This is a genomic window from Paenibacillus sp. 1SOY10, from assembly GCF_056836745.1.
On record NZ_JBXENK010000012.1, the window covers coordinates 20,390 to 40,877 of the forward strand.

Annotated in this window: 18 protein-coding genes; 13 read left to right on the top strand and 5 right to left on the bottom strand. The window is 50.5% G+C overall.

From position 1 onward, the window contains the following. Positions 1–277 precede the first annotated feature (277 nt). Both AC1VOR_RS20310 and srtB read left to right on the top strand, forming a co-directional pair. Positions 278–4,630: a DUF7601 domain-containing protein gene (locus tag AC1VOR_RS20310; protein WP_482620543.1), complete on the top strand. Its 4,353-nt coding sequence runs from the start codon at positions 278–280 to the stop codon at positions 4,628–4,630. A 75-nt stretch (positions 4,631–4,705) separates the two neighbouring features. Beyond that, the gene (srtB, locus tag AC1VOR_RS20315) at positions 4,706–5,512 is read left to right on the top strand and encodes a class B sortase (protein WP_482620545.1); all 807 of its coding nucleotides are present in this window, start codon (positions 4,706–4,708) and stop codon (positions 5,510–5,512) included. A gap of 88 nt (positions 5,513–5,600) precedes the next feature. On the opposite strand, the gene AC1VOR_RS20320 is transcribed toward srtB, so the two are convergent. Further along, complete coding sequence (locus tag AC1VOR_RS20320) at positions 5,601–6,497, bottom strand: NAD(P)-dependent oxidoreductase (RefSeq protein ID WP_482620547.1); 897 nt, start codon at positions 6,495–6,497, stop codon at positions 5,601–5,603. Positions 6,498–6,727: 230 nt separating this feature from the next. On the opposite strand from AC1VOR_RS20320, the gene AC1VOR_RS20325 reads away from it, so the two are divergent. From AC1VOR_RS20325 to clpP, 7 genes are all read left to right on the top strand, one after another. Continuing rightward, positions 6,728–8,083 (top strand): glucose-6-phosphate isomerase, encoded by a 1,356-nt coding sequence (locus AC1VOR_RS20325; RefSeq protein WP_059051483.1) that lies wholly within the window; start codon positions 6,728–6,730, stop codon positions 8,081–8,083. A 121-nt stretch (positions 8,084–8,204) separates the two neighbouring features. Beyond that, positions 8,205–8,837: a YigZ family protein gene (locus AC1VOR_RS20330; RefSeq protein ID WP_059051485.1), complete on the top strand. Its 633-nt coding sequence runs from the start codon at positions 8,205–8,207 to the stop codon at positions 8,835–8,837. 5 nt (positions 8,838–8,842) lie between these two features. Further along, positions 8,843–9,439 (top strand): TetR/AcrR family transcriptional regulator, encoded by a 597-nt coding sequence (locus tag AC1VOR_RS20335; protein WP_482620549.1) that lies wholly within the window; start codon positions 8,843–8,845, stop codon positions 9,437–9,439. Between the two features lie 255 nt (positions 9,440–9,694). Next, a complete protein-coding gene (locus tag AC1VOR_RS20340) occupies positions 9,695–10,759 on the top strand; it encodes a sulfate/molybdate ABC transporter ATP-binding protein (RefSeq protein ID WP_482620551.1) in 1,065 nt (354 codons plus the stop codon). A 27-nt stretch (positions 10,760–10,786) separates the two neighbouring features. Then, positions 10,787–11,563, top strand: coding sequence for an MBL fold metallo-hydrolase (locus AC1VOR_RS20345; protein ID WP_482620553.1), 777 nt, complete (start codon positions 10,787–10,789; stop codon positions 11,561–11,563). Between the two features lie 194 nt (positions 11,564–11,757). Continuing rightward, complete coding sequence (locus AC1VOR_RS20350) at positions 11,758–12,621, top strand: RNA polymerase sigma factor (protein ID WP_482620555.1); 864 nt, start codon at positions 11,758–11,760, stop codon at positions 12,619–12,621. 18 nt (positions 12,622–12,639) lie between these two features. Next, positions 12,640–13,224 (top strand): ATP-dependent Clp endopeptidase proteolytic subunit ClpP, encoded by a 585-nt coding sequence (clpP, locus tag AC1VOR_RS20355; protein WP_482620556.1) that lies wholly within the window; start codon positions 12,640–12,642, stop codon positions 13,222–13,224. A 167-nt stretch (positions 13,225–13,391) separates the two neighbouring features. Here the strand turns inward: clpP and AC1VOR_RS20360 are convergent, their stop codons facing one another. Together AC1VOR_RS20360 and lplA are read right to left on the bottom strand one after the other, a co-directional pair. Further along, a complete protein-coding gene (locus AC1VOR_RS20360) occupies positions 13,392–14,192 on the bottom strand; it encodes a Cof-type HAD-IIB family hydrolase (RefSeq protein ID WP_482620558.1) in 801 nt (266 codons plus the stop codon). A 43-nt stretch (positions 14,193–14,235) separates the two neighbouring features. Next, entirely contained in the window at positions 14,236–15,240 is a 1,005-nt protein-coding gene (gene lplA, locus AC1VOR_RS20365) for a lipoate--protein ligase (RefSeq protein ID WP_482620560.1), read from the bottom strand. A 223-nt stretch (positions 15,241–15,463) separates the two neighbouring features. Between lplA and AC1VOR_RS20370 the strand changes: the two genes are divergently transcribed. From AC1VOR_RS20370 to AC1VOR_RS20385, 4 genes are all read left to right on the top strand, one after another. Further along, entirely contained in the window at positions 15,464–16,561 is a 1,098-nt protein-coding gene (locus AC1VOR_RS20370) for a pyridoxal phosphate-dependent aminotransferase (protein WP_482620562.1), read from the top strand. Continuing rightward, a complete protein-coding gene (locus AC1VOR_RS20375; RefSeq protein WP_482620564.1) occupies positions 16,558–17,289 on the top strand; it encodes an adenosylcobinamide amidohydrolase in 732 nt (243 codons plus the stop codon). Before AC1VOR_RS20370 ends, AC1VOR_RS20375 begins: the two co-directional genes overlap by 4 nt. Continuing rightward, entirely contained in the window at positions 17,289–18,245 is a 957-nt protein-coding gene (cbiB, locus tag AC1VOR_RS20380) for an adenosylcobinamide-phosphate synthase CbiB (RefSeq protein WP_482620566.1), read from the top strand. Before AC1VOR_RS20375 ends, cbiB begins: the two co-directional genes overlap by 1 nt. 473 nt (positions 18,246–18,718) lie before the next feature. Beyond that, positions 18,719–19,459 (top strand): histidine phosphatase family protein, encoded by a 741-nt coding sequence (locus AC1VOR_RS20385; RefSeq protein ID WP_482620567.1) that lies wholly within the window; start codon positions 18,719–18,721, stop codon positions 19,457–19,459. Between the two features lie 169 nt (positions 19,460–19,628). Here the strand turns inward: AC1VOR_RS20385 and AC1VOR_RS20390 are convergent, their stop codons facing one another. Both AC1VOR_RS20390 and AC1VOR_RS20395 read right to left on the bottom strand, forming a co-directional pair. Continuing rightward, positions 19,629–19,958 carry a zf-HC2 domain-containing protein gene (locus AC1VOR_RS20390; protein WP_482620569.1) on the bottom strand — a complete coding sequence of 110 codons (330 nt, stop codon included), beginning with the start codon at positions 19,956–19,958 and terminating at the stop codon, positions 19,629–19,631. Further along, positions 19,955–20,431, bottom strand: coding sequence for an RNA polymerase sigma factor (locus AC1VOR_RS20395; RefSeq protein ID WP_482620570.1), 477 nt, complete (start codon positions 20,429–20,431; stop codon positions 19,955–19,957). Before AC1VOR_RS20395 ends, AC1VOR_RS20390 begins: the two co-directional genes overlap by 4 nt. Positions 20,432–20,488: the final 57 nt, after the last annotated feature.

Genomic DNA, 20,488 nt, shown 5'->3' on the forward strand with positions numbered 1-20,488 from the left:
TATATGAAGGTAAGTTGTCTATGAAATGTCACAAATTAACGGATATTTCACCTTTTATAGTGATTATATCACTGCACAGCTTGAATCTTGCTGTTTTCTCGGCAGAGTTCAAAAAATGATTATATTTTCCTAGCTCAGAAAATTTTCTATGTTTTCTGGTTGGCTTTTTCAAGCGCTCTAATCCCGCCCTTGTTATGCTGTTCGACAGGAAGTTTTTTAGGCTTAGCTTGGAGCAGTCTGGCGAGCCGCTAACTAGAGCGAGGAGGGAATTAAAGTAATGAAAGTCATGAGGGTAAAATGGATGAGCGGGTTAATGGCTTTACTTGTTCTCATCGGTATGGTTTTTCCTTCCCATGCGGCATTTTCTGAAAATGCCCCCACGGTAACAGATTCGGTCTATTCAGTGACCGATGCGGTTTACACGCTGCCTTTGGCGTTAGCTGCAACAGATAAGTCATCTGCTTTGACGGATTTATCCGCCAGTATCACTCAGAATGGCAAGGAGATTACTGTAAATGACAAGATCAGTCATACAGACCCGATCTCGGTGTCAATCTCTTTCGGAGTGCCTGTAGAGGGGGATGAACCTACTCCGGCCAATCCGATCAGGAAAGGAGATACGGCTTCCTTTAAGCTCAGTAAAGCCTTTACGGTGGTTACGGGGACTTCCTTCCAACTAACCTTTGGCGGTCTTCCGGTAGCCCATGTTGAGCTTGTAACGGATGCTAATACCCAGGAGGTCACCGCCAATATTGTCTTTGACGGCGATGACGAGGTCTTTGATGGCACCACCGGAATTAATACGGTCGTAGGCCGGTTTAATGCTGAATTGCTGTATGATGCCAGCGGTAACGGTGGAGACGAAGGGGATCACAGCGTTATGATTCTCGGCAAGACCTACACCGTAAACGTGCCGCCAGCAGAAATTATCTATACCTCGTCCAAGAACGGAACTGCGGATCTGGCGAACAAACGGATCACTTGGGAGGTCAAGGTGGGCGCCACACAATCCGGGAACCCCATTGATTTGAAGGATTACACCTTCAAAGATGAGCTGGCTCAGGTTGGAGAGTACGTTCCCGGTTCCTTTGAAGTTAACGGAGCTCCAACAACTCCTGATGTGACGGGGACTGAACTAGCTCATACCTTTGCAGATCCTTCGGTGGGTGAGCAAATCATCACGTTCCAGACGACGATTCCGGATGAAAAGTATTATGCCGGAGGCGCTCAGAGTGTTTCCAATCAAGCTCAACTATTAAATCAACAGGATGAAGTTGTACAGACGCCTTCGTTCCGGGTCTCCTTTACACCTGAATGGATAGAGAAGACGGGTAAAGCAGACAACGAATACATCAATAACGGCAGCGTTTACGACCCTAGCAATCGTACCATCACCTGGACAATCACTGCGAATCAAATGGGGGCTACATTAGAAAACCTGACGATCACAGACCCGTTGCCGCAAGGTCTGGAATGGCAGTCTGCCAAGTGGACCACAGGCAATGTCGATACCCCGGTTGCTGCTGGGCCAGTGGGTGGGGTTTACACGTATCCTGCGACTGTTGTGAGCGAGAAGGTGGTACTGACTATCGTCACTAAGGTGGAGAACACTGACCATACCACTGGAGAAATAACATTTAGAAATACAGCAAGTGTGGATTGGACGGGAAGAACCGGAACCACTCCACAGGATAGTGAAACTGTAGGTATCGGTTTTAATGCGATTAGCAAATCTGGTGTAGTAGATCGTGATAGCCGTCAGGTGAAGTGGACGGTGAACGTGGATACAAAAGGTCAGCCTATCCCGGAACTGAAGGTCTATGATCTGCTGGTTTATGGTAACAGCATTGACCTGAATCAGGTAACAGGCATTCCTGCTGGCCTGAACCAACAAGATCTGACCCCACGTTACGATCAAAAATATGCAGGCGGTTTTGCTACTGCCTCTGGTCTTGGAAGCTTGAATGTCATTGCGATTGAGCAGGGCGGAGAGCGAGTAGCTGATTTATTGGAATTTTCGGGATTATCTACTACTGTCCCAAACAGCTTTAGCTTTGACAGTTTGATTACAAACCCGGATATTTACGCAGGAAATAAAACGTCCACCGTATACAACACCGCGATGTTATACAGCGGGACGACCCAATTAAACTATAACACCGCTGATGTAGAGTATCAGAGCAGTCTGCTGGCTAAGGAATTACTGAAGCGAGAAGCGATTGTTGATCCGATAACCGAGGTCAATAATCGCACGAGAGCTGCGGCAGAAGGTTTTAATTACACCGATAAGTCAGTGATTTTCCGGCTTAGTGTAAATGCGGATAGTCTTGATTTTTCTAGCGTGAAGAACGCAGATGATGAAGTGTTGGGCGAGATTACTGTAACGGATACCTTGCCTACAGGCTGGGAGTTCGTAGACATCGAGCCAGGCCAGTCCTATCTTGCATTTGCAGGAGCGAAGGGCAACGTAGCTTCTGTTGACGCCACTGGCAACCCGGTGTTACTGCAAGCAGCGAATGTGGCAGGCGGAACAGCCACCTTTACCTTTGCTACGCTGGATCAGCCTTACGTCATTTTGGTGAAGGCAAAACCAACGGATGCAACGCTTGCAAATTATTTTGATAATAACAAAAATTCTTCCATGACCAATCAACTGAATTTGTCTGCTGCTAATTGGAGTAATGGGGTTCGGGTCAATCAAAGCGTCTCCATTGCAAGCCAGCTAGTTAAGAAATCCAACACGATTCCACAAGCAGGCACACTCCATTGGACCGTGGATTACAATCCCTATCAGCTTCAGGATATCGGCGAGACCATTGAGGATACGCTACCAACAGGTTTGGATCTGCGTACAGATGCTCAAGGGAACTTGCTGATTGATGGGAATATCACAGCCAAGGAAATGACTTTAAAGCCGGATGGTACGCTGGAGGAAGGTGCGGTCATTCCGCTGACCTTGGGAACGAACGTAACGTATGACAATCAGAGTCGTGTACTAAGCTTCATTCTTGAAGATACCAGTAAGGCTTTTCGCTTCACTTATGTGACTGACATCACGGGTGAATCAGGTACAGTAACTAACCATGTTCGCTTGTCGAGCGGCAATGTAGATACGGCTGTGAACGCGGTGAATTATGCCATCAGCAGTGCAGATGCGGCAGCCACGCTGCAAAGAAACGGCTGGCTCGAAATCACCAAGACAGATGGGACTACAGGGCTGTCAGGAGCAGAATTCACCTTGTTCTCCGAAGATGGAAGTACCATCATTCGCCAAGGTATCACAACAGCAAGTGGTACGCTCAGACTGAAGGTGATCCTGGATGGGAAATATGTACTCCGGGAAACGGCTGCACCTGCTGGATATACTTTGGACAGTACAGAGCATGAGGTCATCGTTTCAACCACTGGAAGTCAAATTACCACTTCCATTGATGGCAAGACAGGAACAGGCTCAAACCAGTTGACTGTGGCTAACTTCATAACAGGTACGGCCGGAAATCTGGCTATCGCTAAGACTGTAGCCGGAAATGACGGGGACTTGAACAAGAAGTTTGATTTTACCGTTACCTTTCATGGAGCGAACGGGACTTATTCCTACACGGGTTCAGGTGGGGCAGGGAACGGAGTCCTGCAAAGTGGAGATACAGTTTCTCTAGCTCATGGTGAAGGTATTGAGATTAAGGGGTTGCCTAAGGATGCATCGTATACCGTAACCGAAGCTGATTATTCGGCCGAAGGTTATACTACGGTCAGTCAGAATGCTGCTGGAGAGATCATCGCTGATGATACTCAGACCGTCTCGTATACAAATACCAAGGATAAACCAGGCAGCTTGATTATTAGCAAAACGGTGACTGGCAACGCCGGAGACCAAAGCAAGAAGTTTGATTTTACCGTTACTTTTGCGGGTGCTTCCGGAACGTATGCTTATACGGGAATTGGGGGAGCTGCAGACGGAACACTTCAGAGCGGGGATACGGTATCGCTGGCTCACGGGGAGAGCATTGCGATTCAAGGTCTGCCCAAAGACACCACTTATACGGTGACTGAGGAAGACTATGCCAAGGAAGGTTATAGAACGACGAGTACGGGAGACTCCGGTGTGATTAGAACGGATGAAGTGCAGACGGCTGCCTTTACCAATACTAAGAACATCATCACCTCACCGTCAAATCCTGGTGGCTCCACACCTTCTGAGCCTGAAGAGCCATCTCTCCCTCAGGAGCCAGGAAAGCCTAATGATGAGCCTGAGGAGGAGCCAGGTATTCCAACGATTCCGGGAACGGTAGTACCTGGTAATCCAAATGATGATCCAGATGAAAATTCTGGCGGGACTGGTGGAGACACAGACAATCAGGGCGGCGGCAACGTATCCACTCCTGATGCTGAGAACGAGGGACAGGGAACAGAGGATGACGAGCTTGGAGCAGGCAGTGGCGATGATCTGGAGAAGCCAGCTTCTCCAGGCAACCAGGCAGGTCACTCCGGGAATGGCACACCTAAAACCGGGGATTCCTTATACCAAGGAATTGCGCAGGCTGGATTGTGGATCTCGCTGCTATCCTTGCTGGTATGGTCTGGGGCATATTACTTGCTCCGGTTAAGAAATAGAAAGAGCGTCATGAAATAGTGGAGTTTGAGAGGGCTTGTGCTGCGAGAGAGATTGAGCGGGCGCAAGCCCTCTTTAATGAAGAGGGACGATTATATGGTAGACAAAGAGACAAGGCAAAAGAACGGCAATGTCGTTATCCGTAGCATATTACGTGTGTTGATGGGAATAAGCCTGCTTGGGGCTCTGATCTCCGGCTATCTGCTTATCTCTGCGAACAGGGAGTATGCTGCCGGGGACGAATCCTACGAGCAGCTTCGCCGCGACATGGGGATGAATCTGGCTACAGATGAGTCGAAGTCGTTTGCCAAAGCCTTGGACATTTTAGATGAGGGAACTGTGAAGTTCATCGATTTTGAGCAGTTACAACAGGTGAATTCGGATGTCACAGCCTGGATTACGGCAGAGGGAAGTGTTGTGGACTATCCGGTTGTACAGGGGAAGGATAATGAATACTATTTAAATCATTTGTTCACCAGGGCTCCGAATAAATTGGGGAGTCTGTTTGTAGATTATCGCACGCCAGGTGACTTCACGGCCAGGAATACGATCATTTATGGACATAACATGAAGGATGGCTCCATGTTCTCTTCCTTGACGAAATATAAAGACCAGGAATACTTCGCGGCTCATCCGCACATGAAGTTATATACTCCGGATGGAGCCTATACGATTGAATTTTTTGCCGGCATTGTGGCTGATGGCGACTATGAATTCATTCGTTATCAGTTTACGGATAATGAGGATTTCATGGCCTATACCACGGAATTGAGAGAAGCATCTACTTTTCAAGCGGAGGTAGACATCGAAGCAAATGACCGAATCGTTGCCTTATGCACTTGCTCTTATGAGTTCAATAATGCCAGGTATGCTTTGTTCGGGAAGCTGGTTCCTGTCAGGTAGGGGAACATCCGTATTAGGATAGAAAAAAACAGCAAGCCAGGAGTACAAATCCTCTGGCTTGCTGTTTGTCATGCTTGAATAAAGTCTCTTATTTGCCGTTGTCGCCGATTTTTTGGCCAATCCAGCCTTCATACAGCTTCACTACGGAAGAGAGGTCCTCCTCGCCGTAGCCTTGTGTCTGCCCGGCCTGGAACAGGCTGCGGGCCAGACTGAGCATGGGAGAAGGAATATCCGAGCCGTCTGTCAGTGCCGAAGCGAGCTTCAAGTCCTTAAGCATCAGTGCTAAAGAGAATTGATTGGTAAAATCATGCTCAATAATCTTGCGCCCCTTCAGCTCGGCAGCTTTACTTCCGGCGGAACCAAGCTGGACAAGCTCAAGGAACAGATCGGGCGGAAGCCCCGATTTGGCAGCAATAGCGAAACCCTCAGCCAACGCCAGATTGTTAATGCCAACAATGGTATTGTGTGCCAGCTTGGCTACAGATCCGCTGCCGTTGTCGCCCATATGCAGCACCTTTTTCCCCATGGTTTCAAACAGGTCCATCACACTCGCGAGTACCTCTGCCGATCCACCTACCATGAACAACAGTGTGCCATCAATCGCCGCTGGCGAGCTTCCGGTTACAGGAGCATCAAGGAAGGCACCATCAAGCGCTGTTACGTCTGCTGCCAGCTTCTTGACCAATGCCGGGGATATCGTAGAGCAGTCAATTACCGTAGTTCCCGGGCGAATGCCAGCTAGCACGCCATCCGGGCCATCATACACCGCTGCAATAGAGGCGTCATTGCTTACCATTGTAATAATGACATCGGCGCTCGCAGCAGCCTCGCGAGGAGTGGCAGCCAGGGAGGCGCCTTGGGAGGCAAGAGCAGCTCCTTTGGACGCTGTCCGGTTATATACGGTTACCGGGTAACCTTGCTTCAGGAGATTTGCAGCCATGGGAGAACCCATCGTGCCCAGGCCGATAAATCCGATCTTTTTCAAGTCTAGTCACCTTCTCTTAAGAATTGAACATCACTTAATTATTTTACCATGCTTGGCCAAAAGGTGTATATTGTACCCTTGTCTTCATGCCTGTTTTACAGTATCCTAGGTTTAAGTTGTTTGAGAGGTTGTTCAAATCGGGCTTAATTCTTCCAGTTATTGGCGTTTGGATGTGACCTCTTCAAGGATGGGTCAGTGAGATATTAAATAGACGGAGGAGAGTTTCAGCAATGTCCAAAAAAGTGACGTTTGACTACAGCAAAGCCTTGCAATTTGTCGGACAGCATGAGATTGATTATTTGGCTGAGCCGATTCGTACAGCTCACGAGCAGTTACATAAAGGTACGGGTGCAGGTTCAGACTATCTAGGTTGGATTAACCTGCCGACCGAATACGATAAAGAAGAGTTCGCTCGCATTCAGAAGGCGGCGGCCAAGATTCAGAGCGATTCCGAAGTGCTGATCGTGATCGGCATCGGCGGCTCTTATCTGGGCGCTCGTGCGGCGATTGAGTCCTTGTCCCACTCGTTCTACAATTTGTTGCCAAAGGACAAGCGCAAGACACCGGAAATTTATTTCGCGGGGAACAATATCAGCTCTACCTATGTAAATCATTTACTAGACTTAATTGAAGGCAAGGACTTCTCCGTAAATGTCATTTCCAAATCGGGAACGACTACGGAGCCAGCGATTGCATTCCGTATTTTCCGTGCAGAACTTGAGAAGAAATATGGCAAGGAAGAAGCACGCAAGCGTATTTATGCAACAACGGACCGCGCCAAGGGAGCACTCAAGAAGCTGTCTGATGAGGAAGGTTATGAGACCTTCGTTATTCCTGACGATGTTGGCGGACGTTATTCCGTGCTTACTGCCGTAGGTTTGTTACCAATCGCTACAGCAGGAATCAGCATTGAGGAAATGATGAAGGGCGCAGCCGATGCGGCGCAGGAATTCAGCAATCCTAACTTGGCGGAGAACGTCAGTTATCAATATGCTGCTGTGCGGAACGCCTTGTATCGTAAAGGGAAAGCCACGGAAATTCTCGTGAACTACGAACCATCCCTGCACTATGTCTCCGAATGGTGGAAACAACTCTTCGGCGAAAGTGAAGGTAAGGATTATAAAGGAATCTATCCGGCCTCTGTGGACTTCTCTACAGACCTGCATTCCATGGGGCAGTTCATTCAAGAGGGTAACCGCAATATTTTTGAAACGGTGATCCAAGTAAGCGAAGTACCTAGCCATATTACGATTGAGTCTGATCCTGCCGATCTGGACGGACTAAATTTCCTGGCCGGCGAAACGATGGACTTCGTTAATAAGAAGGCATTCCAAGGTACTTTACTGGCGCATACGGATGGACAGGTACCTAACCTGATCGTTAATGTACCGGATATGACGCCATATTCCTTTGGTTATCTCGTTTATTTCTTCGAGAAGGCCTGCGGTATTAGCGGTTATCTGATGGGTGTTAATCCATTTGACCAACCGGGTGTTGAAGCTTACAAGAAGAATATGTTTGCCTTGCTGGGCAAACCGGGTTACGAGAAGGAAAAGGCTGAATTGGAAGCCAGACTTTCCGAATAAATTTGCTCATTGTAAGTCGCATAATGGCTTTAGATGACTAGGACATCAGCGCCAGGAAGCAGTTCGCCGAAGATTTTCGGAGGAGCTGCTTCTTGGCACATTCATAAGGATGGGTTTTTATATGCTGGAGAAGTACAAGACGGTTCGACAGGCCGGCGAGAAGGAAATTGTAATTAAAAAGTCGAGGTTTATCGGATACGTCAAACCGGTAGAAAACGAAGCTGATGCCATCCTCTTCATTGAGGAGATCAAGAAGAAGCATTGGAATGCGACGCATAACTGCTCGGCCTATATGATTGGGGAGCGGGATGAGATTCAGAAGCAGTCCGATGATGGGGAGCCTAGTGGTACCGCAGGTAAGCCTATTCTGGAAGTTATCAAGAATCAGGGCCTAAAGAATGTAGCTATCGTGGTCACCCGTTATTTTGGTGGAATTATGCTGGGAGCGGGAGGATTAATTCGTGCCTACACGGACGGAGCCGTCGCGGCAATTGAGGCGGGCGAGGCTGTTACGAAGGTGCTTCATCAGGAAGTATATGTGGAACTGGATTATACATGGCTGGGCAAGGTGGAGAATGAATTGCGAAGCCGGAGCATTCGTACAGGAGAGACGATGTTCACGGAGAAGGTAACATTGTGCTGTCTGCCTTTCCATCAAGAAACGAAGGCCTTTATCGATTGGATGACTGATCTGACCGGAGGGCAGGCTGTGATGACGGAAGGTGACAAGGTTTACTTTATTGAAGGGGAATAATGCCTATGGCAAGAAGAGCAGTAGATCAGGAGTTGTCGAGAGAAAGAATCATGGAAGCAGCAAGGCACCTGTTTATTACCAAGGGCTATCGTGGCATTTCCATGAGAAGCATCGGTCAGCATTTGGGATACAGTCACGGCTCGCTTTATTATCACTTCAAGGAAAAGGCCGAATTATTTTACGCCATCGTGGTAAAAGACTTTGAGTCGTTGACCCACCTGTGTCAGCAGGTAACCAAACGTACGCCAGCGGAAGGTCTCACCAAGGCTGAACAACTGATGTTGGAATTTATCAAGTATGGCTTGGAGCATCCGCATCAATACGAAATCATGTTTATGCTGAGAGACGAGGAAATTCTAGCTTATTGTCGCAACGAACAGACGAAGTGCTTCAACATGTTTGAGTCGATTGTTCGCAGTTTTTTGCAAGAAGAGCGGCATCCGTTGGAGAGTAATCCTTCTCTGCCATTAAGTATGTTTCTAGGGATGCACGGATTTATCTCTTATTACATTCAAGATCGGCTTACTTTTGAAGAGATCAAGCCGGCGGCTGTGGCGCATGTGAAAATGTTAAGCCACAGTAGTTACCGTTTAACGTCATAAGGCGTTTTTGTTTTAGCTTCGCACTTTATTGAATTACACTAGCATAGCAGTAGCACTGTGTTACATTAATTGACAAAACCACTTGACACGGCAGGATAGATCCCGTGCTCACCTGGTTTTATTTTTTTTAGGAGCGTTGACGGGATGGCAGCGGTTTGATAATCTATCTGTAACATAAAATATAGTAAATTCATCGGAATATTGTTAGTTAATGATTTGAAATGAATCTATTTGTCGAAGGGATGTGTTGCCCGCATGCATGTAGAGGTGCAGAATCTGGACAAACATTTTGGTAGCTTCCACGCGGTGAAGAACGTGAGCTTTGCTATTGAGAAGGGGAAGCTGATCGGACTGCTCGGTCCAAGTGGTGGCGGGAAAACCTCGATTCTTCGTATGTTGGCCGGATTGGAGCAGCCGGATGACGGAGAAATTGTATTCCACGGACAGCGGGTGAATGACCTGGCGCCACAGGCGCGGGGCATCGGATTTGTCTTCCAGAGTTATGCTTTGTTCAAGCATATGACTGTATTCGATAACATTGCCTTCGGCCTCCAAGTCAAGAAGGTAGCCAAGGCACAGATCAGGGAGCGCGTGATGGAACTAGTGGAGTTGACCGGACTTAGCGGGTTCGAAGGTCGATATCCGCATCAATTGTCTGGTGGACAGCGGCAACGGGTTGCTTTTGCCCGGGCCTTGGCTCCAGAGCCGCAATTGCTCTTGCTGGACGAACCGTTTGCAGCGGTAGATGCGAAGATTCGCCAAGAGCTACGCTCCTGGTTGCGCAATCTCATCGAACGGGTTGGAATTACTTCCATCTTCGTAACTCATGATCAGGATGAAGCCATCGAGGTAGCTGATGAAATTATGATTATTAACCAAGGACGCCTGGAGCAAAAAGGTACGCCTTGGGATATATACAAGGAACCGGCTACTCCGTTCGTAGCTTCATTTATTGGCCAATCGACACTGGTGGAGCGCGCGGCAACGCTTAAGGGCTTCGAGGAAGAGAGCGGTGGAGCGGCTACGAAGGCTTTGATTCGCCCGGAATATATCGAAGTTGGCCCTGAGCATGAATTTGCCTTGCTATCAGCCACTTCCCCGGGTGTAGTTAAGCATTTGCACTTTCGCGGCAGTGAATGGCTGGTAGAGGTGGAAGTAGACGGGCAGACGTTGACCACCTTCCGCTCTCTGGAGAAGGAGAGCTTGAAGCCGGGACAGGAGGTTCGGGTGCTGGTGCACCGTGCCTATCTATATAATGAAGAACGAAATTGGGTACTGGAGAATCCGTTGAAGCGTGATCCGCTCAGTGTTATCATCTAAAGTGATAACTTGAGGGAGGACTCCTGAATGGATCAGCTTGTTTTTATAGGCACCGGGGACGCAATGGGAGTGCCAAGAGTGTATTGCGATTGTAAGGTGTGTATGGAAGCACGAAGCACCGGCTTAAACCGGCGATACCGCTCCTCCGTAGCGGTTGAGGGAGAGGACGGGGCTTTCCTCATCGATTGCGGCCCGGACTGGAGAAGTGGCATGGAGCTCCGTAAGCAGCGATTTGCCGAGCATATTCTCATTACTCATGCCCACTTTGACCATATTGGTGGATTGCCTGAATGGGCAGATGCTTGCCGCTGGCTGGGCAGACGAGGGCAGCTATATGCGCCGGCTGAAGTGATGGATACGATCATCAGGCAGTATCCGTGGCTGCCCGGCAATCTGGACCTGCATTCACTGGATGAGCAGGGCTGCCAGTTGGCAGGTTGGGACATTCGTGGGTGGAAGGTATTTCATGGCAAGAATGGCTACTCCTATGCTTACCGGTTGGAGAAACAGGGATATGTTTGGGCATATTGCTCCGATTCCATTGATTTGCCTGAGGAACAAAAGAAGCCGCTCCATCATCTCGATTTATTGGTGCTGGGAACGAGCTTCTACCACGAGCAGGCAGAATTTGCGACTCGCTCCGTTTACGATGTAATTGAGGCGTTGGAGTTGCTGAGCGAGGTTCGTCCGGGAAGGACTTTGTTTACGCATATGTCTCATGATATTGATCTCGGACGTAATTACGAACTACCGAACGGAGCGGAATTTGCCGTGAGCGGGTTAACGGTCTTGCTGCACAATTAATCTATTCTGTTAGTGCAGCTTATTGAAGGTGATCAAACCAATGCAGAGTCATCAGTTCGCCTGATGACTCTGCATTGGTTTGGAGGCAGTCAGAAGAGCGTATCCTTTGCCACAAGTTCTTCGTTTACATCATGTAAGACAAAAAATGCATATATGCAGGAGCAATAAGGAACCAGCAAAGGGGGGCCCCCAATATGGCCTTTGTGAAGTCCGTGGATGGCAGTAGCAACAAACCACATGATAACAGTAAACAGGTTGAATCACATAGCAAGTCCGGTAATCAGGCTAACTACCCGCTGGAACAAAACATTAAAAGTGTATTGCCGAGCCTGCTGGGTTCTTTGTACGCTTATTGTTTGTCCATGACGGGTTCAACCTGGGAGGCGGAGGATCTGGTTCAGGATACCTGCGTGAAAGCTTTGGCTTCTTCGGCCATCCGGACACCCGGTACGAAGCAGGAAATGAACTGGGAGGCTTATATGATTCGGATTGCTCGCAATACATGGATCGACATGATACGGAAGCAAGAAAGACTGGCTTCCAAGCTGGATAGCATGAAACCGTTTATGCAAGAGGTTGCAGAGGAAGAGAGACTTGAGGAGATGGAGTCTGCTGTTCAAATCCTCATCGATGAGCTGCCGCCATGGCAGCGAGCAATATATGTATTGCGTGATTTAATGGGTTACACGACGGCAGAGACTGCAGAGATGCTGGATACATCGCAAGGAGCGGTCAAAGCGGCCTTGAATCGTGCCCGATCTGCCCTGAGCCATGTCAGACGCAGTCAACAGGAACCGGGGGCAGAAAAGGTCAGTGAAGCAGGTGGAGATTTGCAAGATACAGAACAGTTGCGACATTATTTAATGGCTTTTCGCAACGGAGACACCGCGCGTCTAATTGAGCTGTGCCTGAACTGCACCGATGATCCAATGGCCGTGGCAGGAGCCATCATCCAGCAGTCCTTGCCGTCCCAATCGATGCAGCCAATGATGGTTGGGTATTCCTCCTATTCCAGCATGTCATATGGAGGAGGGAATTCGCTCATCATGGTTGCCTGACCAAGGGAGGCCAAATGAATGAATCATGTACCTTATGTCGTTGAACAAACAGCTCGCGGCGAGCGGAGCTATGATATTTATTCGCGATTGCTGAAAGATCGAATCATTATGGTGTCAGGAGAAATTGAGGATCAGATGGCGAATGCCATCGTAGCGCAGCTATTGTTTCTGACTGCCGAGGACCCGAAGAAGGATATCCAGATGTATATCAACAGTCCTGGCGGATCGGTAACCGCCGGATTCTCTATCTATGACACGATGCAATTTGTGCAGCCGGACATTTCAACGATTTGCACAGGCATGGCGGCGAGCTTCGGGACGATTCTGCTGGTTGGTGGAACCAAAGGGAAACGGCTCGCTCTGCCCAACAGTGAAATTATGATTCATCAACCTCATGGGGGGACGCGGGGACAGGCGTCGGATATGCTGATTCACGCGAACCGTATCATTCAGCATCGCCAGCGGCTTAATAAGCTGCTAGCTGACCATACGGGACAGCCGCTAGAGCGAATTGAGAGGGATTCGGATCGAGACTATTTCCTCACCGCAGAGGAAGCGGTAGAGTATGGCCTGGTGGATAAAGTTATATCTGCTGCTGAATGAACAGTTGCATGAGGGAGAGTAATTCAGCAAATCCTGCATGAGTTCCCCCCCACAAACGATGCTCAGTAGGGCGGGGGAGGTTCCTCAAATCAGAAACAGCCTTGGCAGCGAGTTAACTCACTGCTCAAGGCTGTTTCTTGCTCTTGGAGAATATAAGTCGTTACGAATTACTCCGCATTCAGTACGAACTTGTCAATTACATGCTTCACGCCATCCTCGTTGTTGCTCAGAGTGACGTAATCGGCGATGTCCTTGAGTGCGGGAATTGCATTGGCCATAGCAACGCCTAGACCGGCGGCTTCCAGCATTTCATGGTCATTCCACGAATCACCGATCGCAATGGTTTGTGAGAGATCGCAGCCAAAGTGGCCAGCCAGGAATTTCAGCGCATGGCCCTTGGTGCCTTCATGGTGCATAATCTCCAGGAAGTTTGGCTTGGATTTGGTCACATGTACGCCATCTCCCAGTAGCTCACGAATTTCCGGAGCAATCTGGTCCAGATAATCTGGCTCGTCGATGATGAGCATCTTAGGCGTTGGCTGGGCAACCAGCTTGGAGAAATCCGGCTCCACATAATAAGCGGTTCCATTAAGGGTGGTGTAGTCGATCAGCTTCTGGTTCTCTTCACGGGCATACAGCTTGTCATCAATATAGGTTTGCAGATGGAGGTTACGCTCGATACAGAATTCAAATAGCTTGTAGGCAGCCTCCTGCGGCATATAGCGTTCATACAGCACTTTCTCGTCCAGCAAATTCTTGACCAGGGCTCCCTGGTAGGTAATAATCGGCACGTTAAGGCCGGTTTGGCGAGCGATGGCCTGTGCTGAAGCATAGGCGCGGCCCGTCGCCAGGGTAACGACGACGCCTTGGGCAACTGCTTGCTCAAGAGCCTGCTGCGTGGCAGGAGTCACTTCTCGGTTGTCGTTAATCAGCGTGTCGTCGATATCGATAGCTATCAGTTTGTACAATGTTCTCTCTCCTTTTTTATCTAAGTTGCCTAAGCGCCTATGATTATTCTTCAAGAAACACCAGACCGATGAAATCATCAAACTCCAGGTTCCCGAAGTAGTGTTTGACGTCGAGGCCATCCAGAGCTTCCTTGACCGCAGTATCTTCATATTTAATGCCTCTAAGCTTGTCCTCGATATCGGTAACGTCGCCCACGCCGAAGAAATCACCATAAATCTTGATCTCCTGAATGTATCCGTCCTTAATATTCATCCGCAAGTCGATAATGCCTACCGGGAATTTCTTGACATGCTTCACGTTGCTTTCGGGGGACAATCCATAGTTCCAATCCCAATTCTTGTAGCGCTCTTGAGATATCTCATGAATTTTGCTCCAGTCCGCTTCGGTCAGCTTATACTGAGGAACGGCCTGCGGCTCCATGCCGAAGATGTGGCGCAGTAATTCACTACGGAATTCTTCAATGGTCATGCCCTGTTCCAGAAAATCAACGATGTTGGCAACCCGGCTGCGCACCGATTTGGTGCTTTTGGATTTAAATTTCTCCGGATTTGCATGAAGCGAGGCTTGTACATCCTCCAGATTCAGATTGAACATCAGCGTGCCGTGGCTGAACATCCGTCCACGGGTAGCAAATTGAGCGTTGCCGGAAATCTTCTGTTCGCCCACTTGAAGGTCGTTGCGTCCAGTCATTTCGGCATTTACGCCCAAGGATTTAAGTGCTTGAACGACAGGCTCGGTAAATTTACGGAAATTATGAAAGGATTGTCCATCATCCTTGGTGATGAAGCTGAAATTCAGGTTGCCCAGGTCATGATATACAGCTCCGCCTCCGGACAGCCGACGCACAACCTGAATGCCATGCTCCTTGACATACTCCTGGTTAATCTCTTCAATCGTGTTCTGGTGCTTGCCAATAATGATGGATGGCGCATTAATATAGAACAACAGATAGCTGTCATCCTCCAGTGGCAAATGGCGCAGGGAGTACTCCTCGATGGCCAAATTGACGGACGCATCCGTAATTCCTTCGTTATCAATGAACAACATGGTTCTCATCCTCCTATTTACACTTTCAAACCTGATAGGAAAGCTCCGATATGTAGATGTACTTGCTCACTCTTTATTGTAAACCAATTGTCCCGGAAACCAAAGGGAAAAGGTCTGTTCAATTCCGGTTATTGACGTGGGGGGACCGAAAACTCCATAATGAGGGCATTGAAGCTTGCTGTCAGGCGCATAGCTGTATTTATAAATGGAAGAGGGATTCGTAATGGATTTGGAAGTATACGGACATGGGGGAGACTTACTGACGGCCTCGGCTCGTTATGGTGTGGACGCGCAGCAGGTGACGGATTTTAGTGCAAATATTAATCCGCTGGGGCCACCTCCAGGATTGCTGGATAGGTTGAGCGAGGCCCTTGAGGGCATTGTCCGCTACCCGGACCCCGGTCATCGCAGGTTTGTGGCTTTGTTAGCGGAGCACCACCGGACGGATGTGGCCGGCATCGTTGTTGGCAATGGTGCAGCGGAGAATATGGCACTGGCGTTATTGGGCCTGGCACCTGACAAGGTAGGGATTGTGGAGCCTTGCTTCTCGGAATATCGTACATTGGCTGAGCAGTTTGGTTGCCTTGTAATGTCGGTATATGGGGGAGAGGAGCGTCAATTCCGGGCGGAGTCGGAGGAGGTAGAGCGGCTGATTCGGGATACGGATTTGATCTTCATCGGCCAGCCCAACAATCCGAACGGTGTGCAATATACGCTGGACGAGTTGCGTCGATTTGCGGCAGCGGGGGAGCAACATGGTACATATGTGGTTATGGATGAAGCCTTTATTGATTTTATCCCTGCAGAGCAGCGCTGTACCCTGCTCGCAGAATTATCGTCTTACCCACATTTGATTTTGATTCGGTCGATGACCAAGTTTTATGCGATTCCAGGGTTAAGACTGGGTTATGCGTTGGCTAGTCCCGAGGTAGCTGACAAAATGAGAGCGGTTCAGGTAACCTGGAGCGTTAATTCACTGGCCTTGGTCGCCGGAGAATTTTGCCTGGGAGTCAGCGGGGACTATGAGCGAGCAACGCTGGCTCTCGTAGAGCAGCAACGAGATTGGCTACGCCGGGAACTTGAAGAGTTAGACTGCGTGACTTGGCCAAGCCAGGCCAATTTCCTGCTGGTTCGATTGCCGGAGTCCTGGACTGCATCTAAGATGCAAGAAGCCTTGGGGCGGCGGTCGTTGCTGGTGCGTAGCTGTGCCATGTACGCTGGCTTGACGGAGCGGGATATCAGGCTCGCCGTTAAGGAGGCGGCGGCTTGCCGTCAATTAATCAAGGAGATGAAGGAAGTCATGGGGGGAACGGGAAGATGACGACACCATTTTTGGAAGCACAGCCAGGGGCGGTGTATCCGTCCCGGGTATGGCCGGGCCTGCAATTGAATTACGGAGAGCGGCATTTGCTGCTGGAGGCCCCCGAGGAATTGGACGGGCTGGGTAGCGCCGTTTTTGGTGGAGGAAGTGGAGGGGTCAAACGGATGGCCAACATCTACGTGGATCGTTTCTACCGCTGCGATGATCCGGTAAGGGATATCGCAGAACTGCTGCGAGAATGGGGGTATCCCGCCGCGGGCACGGCCGGACTATTGACGGCCGTTCAGCTTCGCCATGCGGCGGTAGCGGAGGAGCGCAGCGAGGACTTCGCCGTCTTCTGCTGTGCGACGGCGGGGGTGTCGAACGCCGCGCGCGCAGGCGTTCGGCGGACGACGTTCCCGGCCTCCTGGACGCCGGGAACGATTAATGTGCTGCTGGCCGTAGATGGACGGCTGACGCCGTCCGCGATGGTCAACGCCGTAATCACGGCGACCGAGGCCAAGACGGCCGCGCTGGGCGACCTCGGCGTATGCGACGCCGAGAACGGGCTTCCGGCCACCGGCACCACGACCGATGCGGTCATGCTTGGCGTGAGTCAGCGGGCCGAATGGCCGCTATTGCACGCCTATGCAGGCACCGCTACGGACCTGGGCGGCATGGTGGGCCGCCTGGTCTACGCCGCCGTGAGCGAATCGCTGCGCGTGGGCGCAGCGGGAGCGCGCGGGTGATGGCGGCGTGGTGGGTGCTGCCGGTCGCGTACCTGCTCGACCGGCTGCTTGGCGATCCGCGCTGGCTCCCCCACCCTGTGGTGGGGATGGGCAAGGTGATCGCCGCGCTGGAGGCGGCCATCCGCCGCCTCGCCCCTGCCCGCCACTACCGCGTGGCGGGCGTGTTGCTGCCGCTGCTGGTCGCTGGCGGCAGCTTTGCTGTGACCTGGGCGCTGCTGCGCTTGCTGGCCCAGGTCAGCCCGTGGCTGGCGGCCGCTGTGGAGGCCGCCCTGATCTGGACGACGATCGCCGCCAAGGGCTTGCGCGACGCGGGGCAGGACGTGGCCGGGCACCTGCTGCGCGGTGACCTGCCTGCGGCCCGCCGCGCGCTCGGGATGATCGTCGGCCGTGACACGGCGCACCTGGATGCGCCGGAGACCGTGCGCGGCGCCGTGGAGACCGTCGCCGAGAACATCGTCGACGCCGTTGTGTCGCCGTTGCTGTTCGCCCTGCTGGGCGGCGCTCCGCTGGCGATGGCTTACCGGGCGGTCAACACCCTCGACTCGATGGTCGGCTATAAGAACGACAAATACATCGATCTCGGCTGGGCCTCTGCCCGGTTGGACGATATCGCCAACTACATTCCAGCTCGCTTCACCGCAGCGCTTCTGTTCGCCGCTGCCGGGGCGCTGCGGCTAGACGCCCGAGGAGCTTGGCGGGCTGTGCGACGCGACGCTTCCGCTCATCCCAGCCCGAACAGTGGCTTCCCGGAAGCGGCGGTAGCTGGTGCACTGGGCGTGCGACTGGGCGGGGAGAACAGCTATCATGGCGTAACCTCGTTCCGGGCTTACATGGGCGACAAGACGAGAGAGCTTGAGCCAGAGGATGTAGAGAAAACGTCCAAGCTGATGTTTTGGGTGGCAAATGCCCTGGTCATTCTGGGAACGCTGGCGCTGCTGGGCATGGAGATTCGCTAGAGCCCTCCAAACGGGGCTGAACAAAATAAACTAAGCTGAATAAAACAAACGGAAGCTAAAATGAGCTAAATGTGGTGAACAAAGCAAGCTTTCGAGAGCTGGTAGGGGGCTAGCTAGAATGGAGGATGCAGTCACGGTGGTCCTTCAACCCCAAGTTGCCCGCTTTTGAAGTAAAACGATACTGGGGTCATTAATGAGACAATGAGATTTTAGAATTAACGGGAAACAGTCCCGCTAATTAACGCGTGACAGGCCATAGGCGCACTTTATAGGGAATATGTCATGCTAATATCGGCGTTATTATTTCCTGTTAATTATGAATTTTGCGGACTTGCTAGGGTGGATGTTGTAGCATCGGCAAGCGGAGTCCCACACTAGTCTTCAGGCCCTTGATAATTCAACATGTTTTAGTTTTCAATAACCGATGAGATTACCCACTGTGTACAATGCAAGGAAAAAAAGGAGGCGGGAGGATGGCGGCAACGGTAGAATGGTGGCTGGTACGGCATGGGGTGACTGCTTGGAACCGCGAACGCCGATATCAGGGGCATAGTGATATTCCGTTATTAGCTGGAGTAAAAGCTGGGCTGGAAGGGCTGAAGCGGGAGCTGAAGGGAGTCGATTTCGCGGCAGTCTACGCCAGTGATCTACGTCGCTGCCGTGAAACGCTGGCAACAGCCCGGCCCGATTTAATTGGAATCATGCAGCCCGACTCCCGCTTGCGGGAACTGAATTTCGGTCATTGGGAAGGCTGCACGTATGAGCAACTTAAGGATAATGAGAATTACCGGTCATGGATTGATCATCCTCAGATGGTGACCCCGCCGGGGGGAGAATCCTGGCAAGCTTTTGAGGCGAGGGTGATGGACCTATACGCCGAACTAATGACCATCTCGCAGGTGCTGGTGCGAGCGGCAGCAGGACAAGAGGCAGCCCCAAAAGGGTCAGTAGAACCTGATTTGTCACCAGATCGCCCTTTGCATTTGCCGCCAGACAGCCTGTCTTCCCATACGCCGGTTCATGGCATTGATAAGCCTCCGACGACTATAGGGGACAAATTTCGGGAGCCAACGAGTAATTCCCCCTTACATCTATTGATAGTCACTCATGGTGGGGTAATTGCAAAGCTTAGCTCACTTGTCCAGCCAGAGCTAAATTTCTGGGATACCCGGGTGGCACCCGGAGGCATCCAGCGACTTAGCCTTGCCCTATAGAAAAGTAGTGAATAAGTGGATGGAGGGAGAAGCATGGTGAGCGAGTTGAATGGGTATCCGGTCTGGTGCTGAACCAGTGAGCTTAATCCAATACAGCCCTAGCCCTCCTTTTTTAACTTGTTCATTAAGACGGCTTCACCAAGCTGCCAAACTCTGTGTTTGCATAGGTTTACGGCTGGGGTACGATCCGAATATCTATGAAAGTGTAAAGCAACAGAATAACGAAAACAGCAATGAGTGCAGTAGATAAAATGCCTTTCCACAACGATCTTCGCATCCCGGATTTCCATTTCCTAGATATGTTCTTGACGACTTCGGCCTGAGCCAGATTGCGTTCAGCGTGATTGCCGGACAACTCCCCGGCCATAGCTTGTAGCTCAGCTTGGCATTCCGCACAATTGGCCAGATGTTCCTCGATCAGAGCCTTGCTATCCCCGCTGCATACCCCATCCTGGTACAAGGGTAGCAAATCTCGGATGACCTCGCATGATACTTTCATTTCATCGCCTCCTGTAATTGTTTTTTTGCCCTGTAAAAAATCAACCTGGCCCAGTTATCGCTCTTCCCAAACAACTCACCAATTTGCAAGAAGGGCAATTCGCCAAACACTCTTAAGGTAAAGATTTCCTTATAGGGCTCTTTAAGATGATGTAGCTGCTGGTGCAGTTGCCTGGCAATATCCTGATTTGAAAAGTCCCTGACTGGGTCCGAGTTCCTGTCAGGAAACTCGGGGTCCAGGGCCGGAGCCAAACGTGATCGTTTATCGGCAAGCGAGAAGTAGGTGTTCTTGGCAATTTGGCACAGCCAGACGTACAATTTGCAGCTTCCGTTAAACTGGTTAATCTGCTTCATGGCCTTGAAGAAGGTCTCTTGAGTGATTTCCTCTGCAACCGCTTCGTTCCGGCACAGGGTTAATACATATTTATACACGTCAGAAAAGTATTCCGCGTATATCTCTCCGAAGTCCGGCACTCTCTCACCTCCTGTCTATAAGACCCGGTATTCGCCAAAACGTTTCAAGGTTTTTTA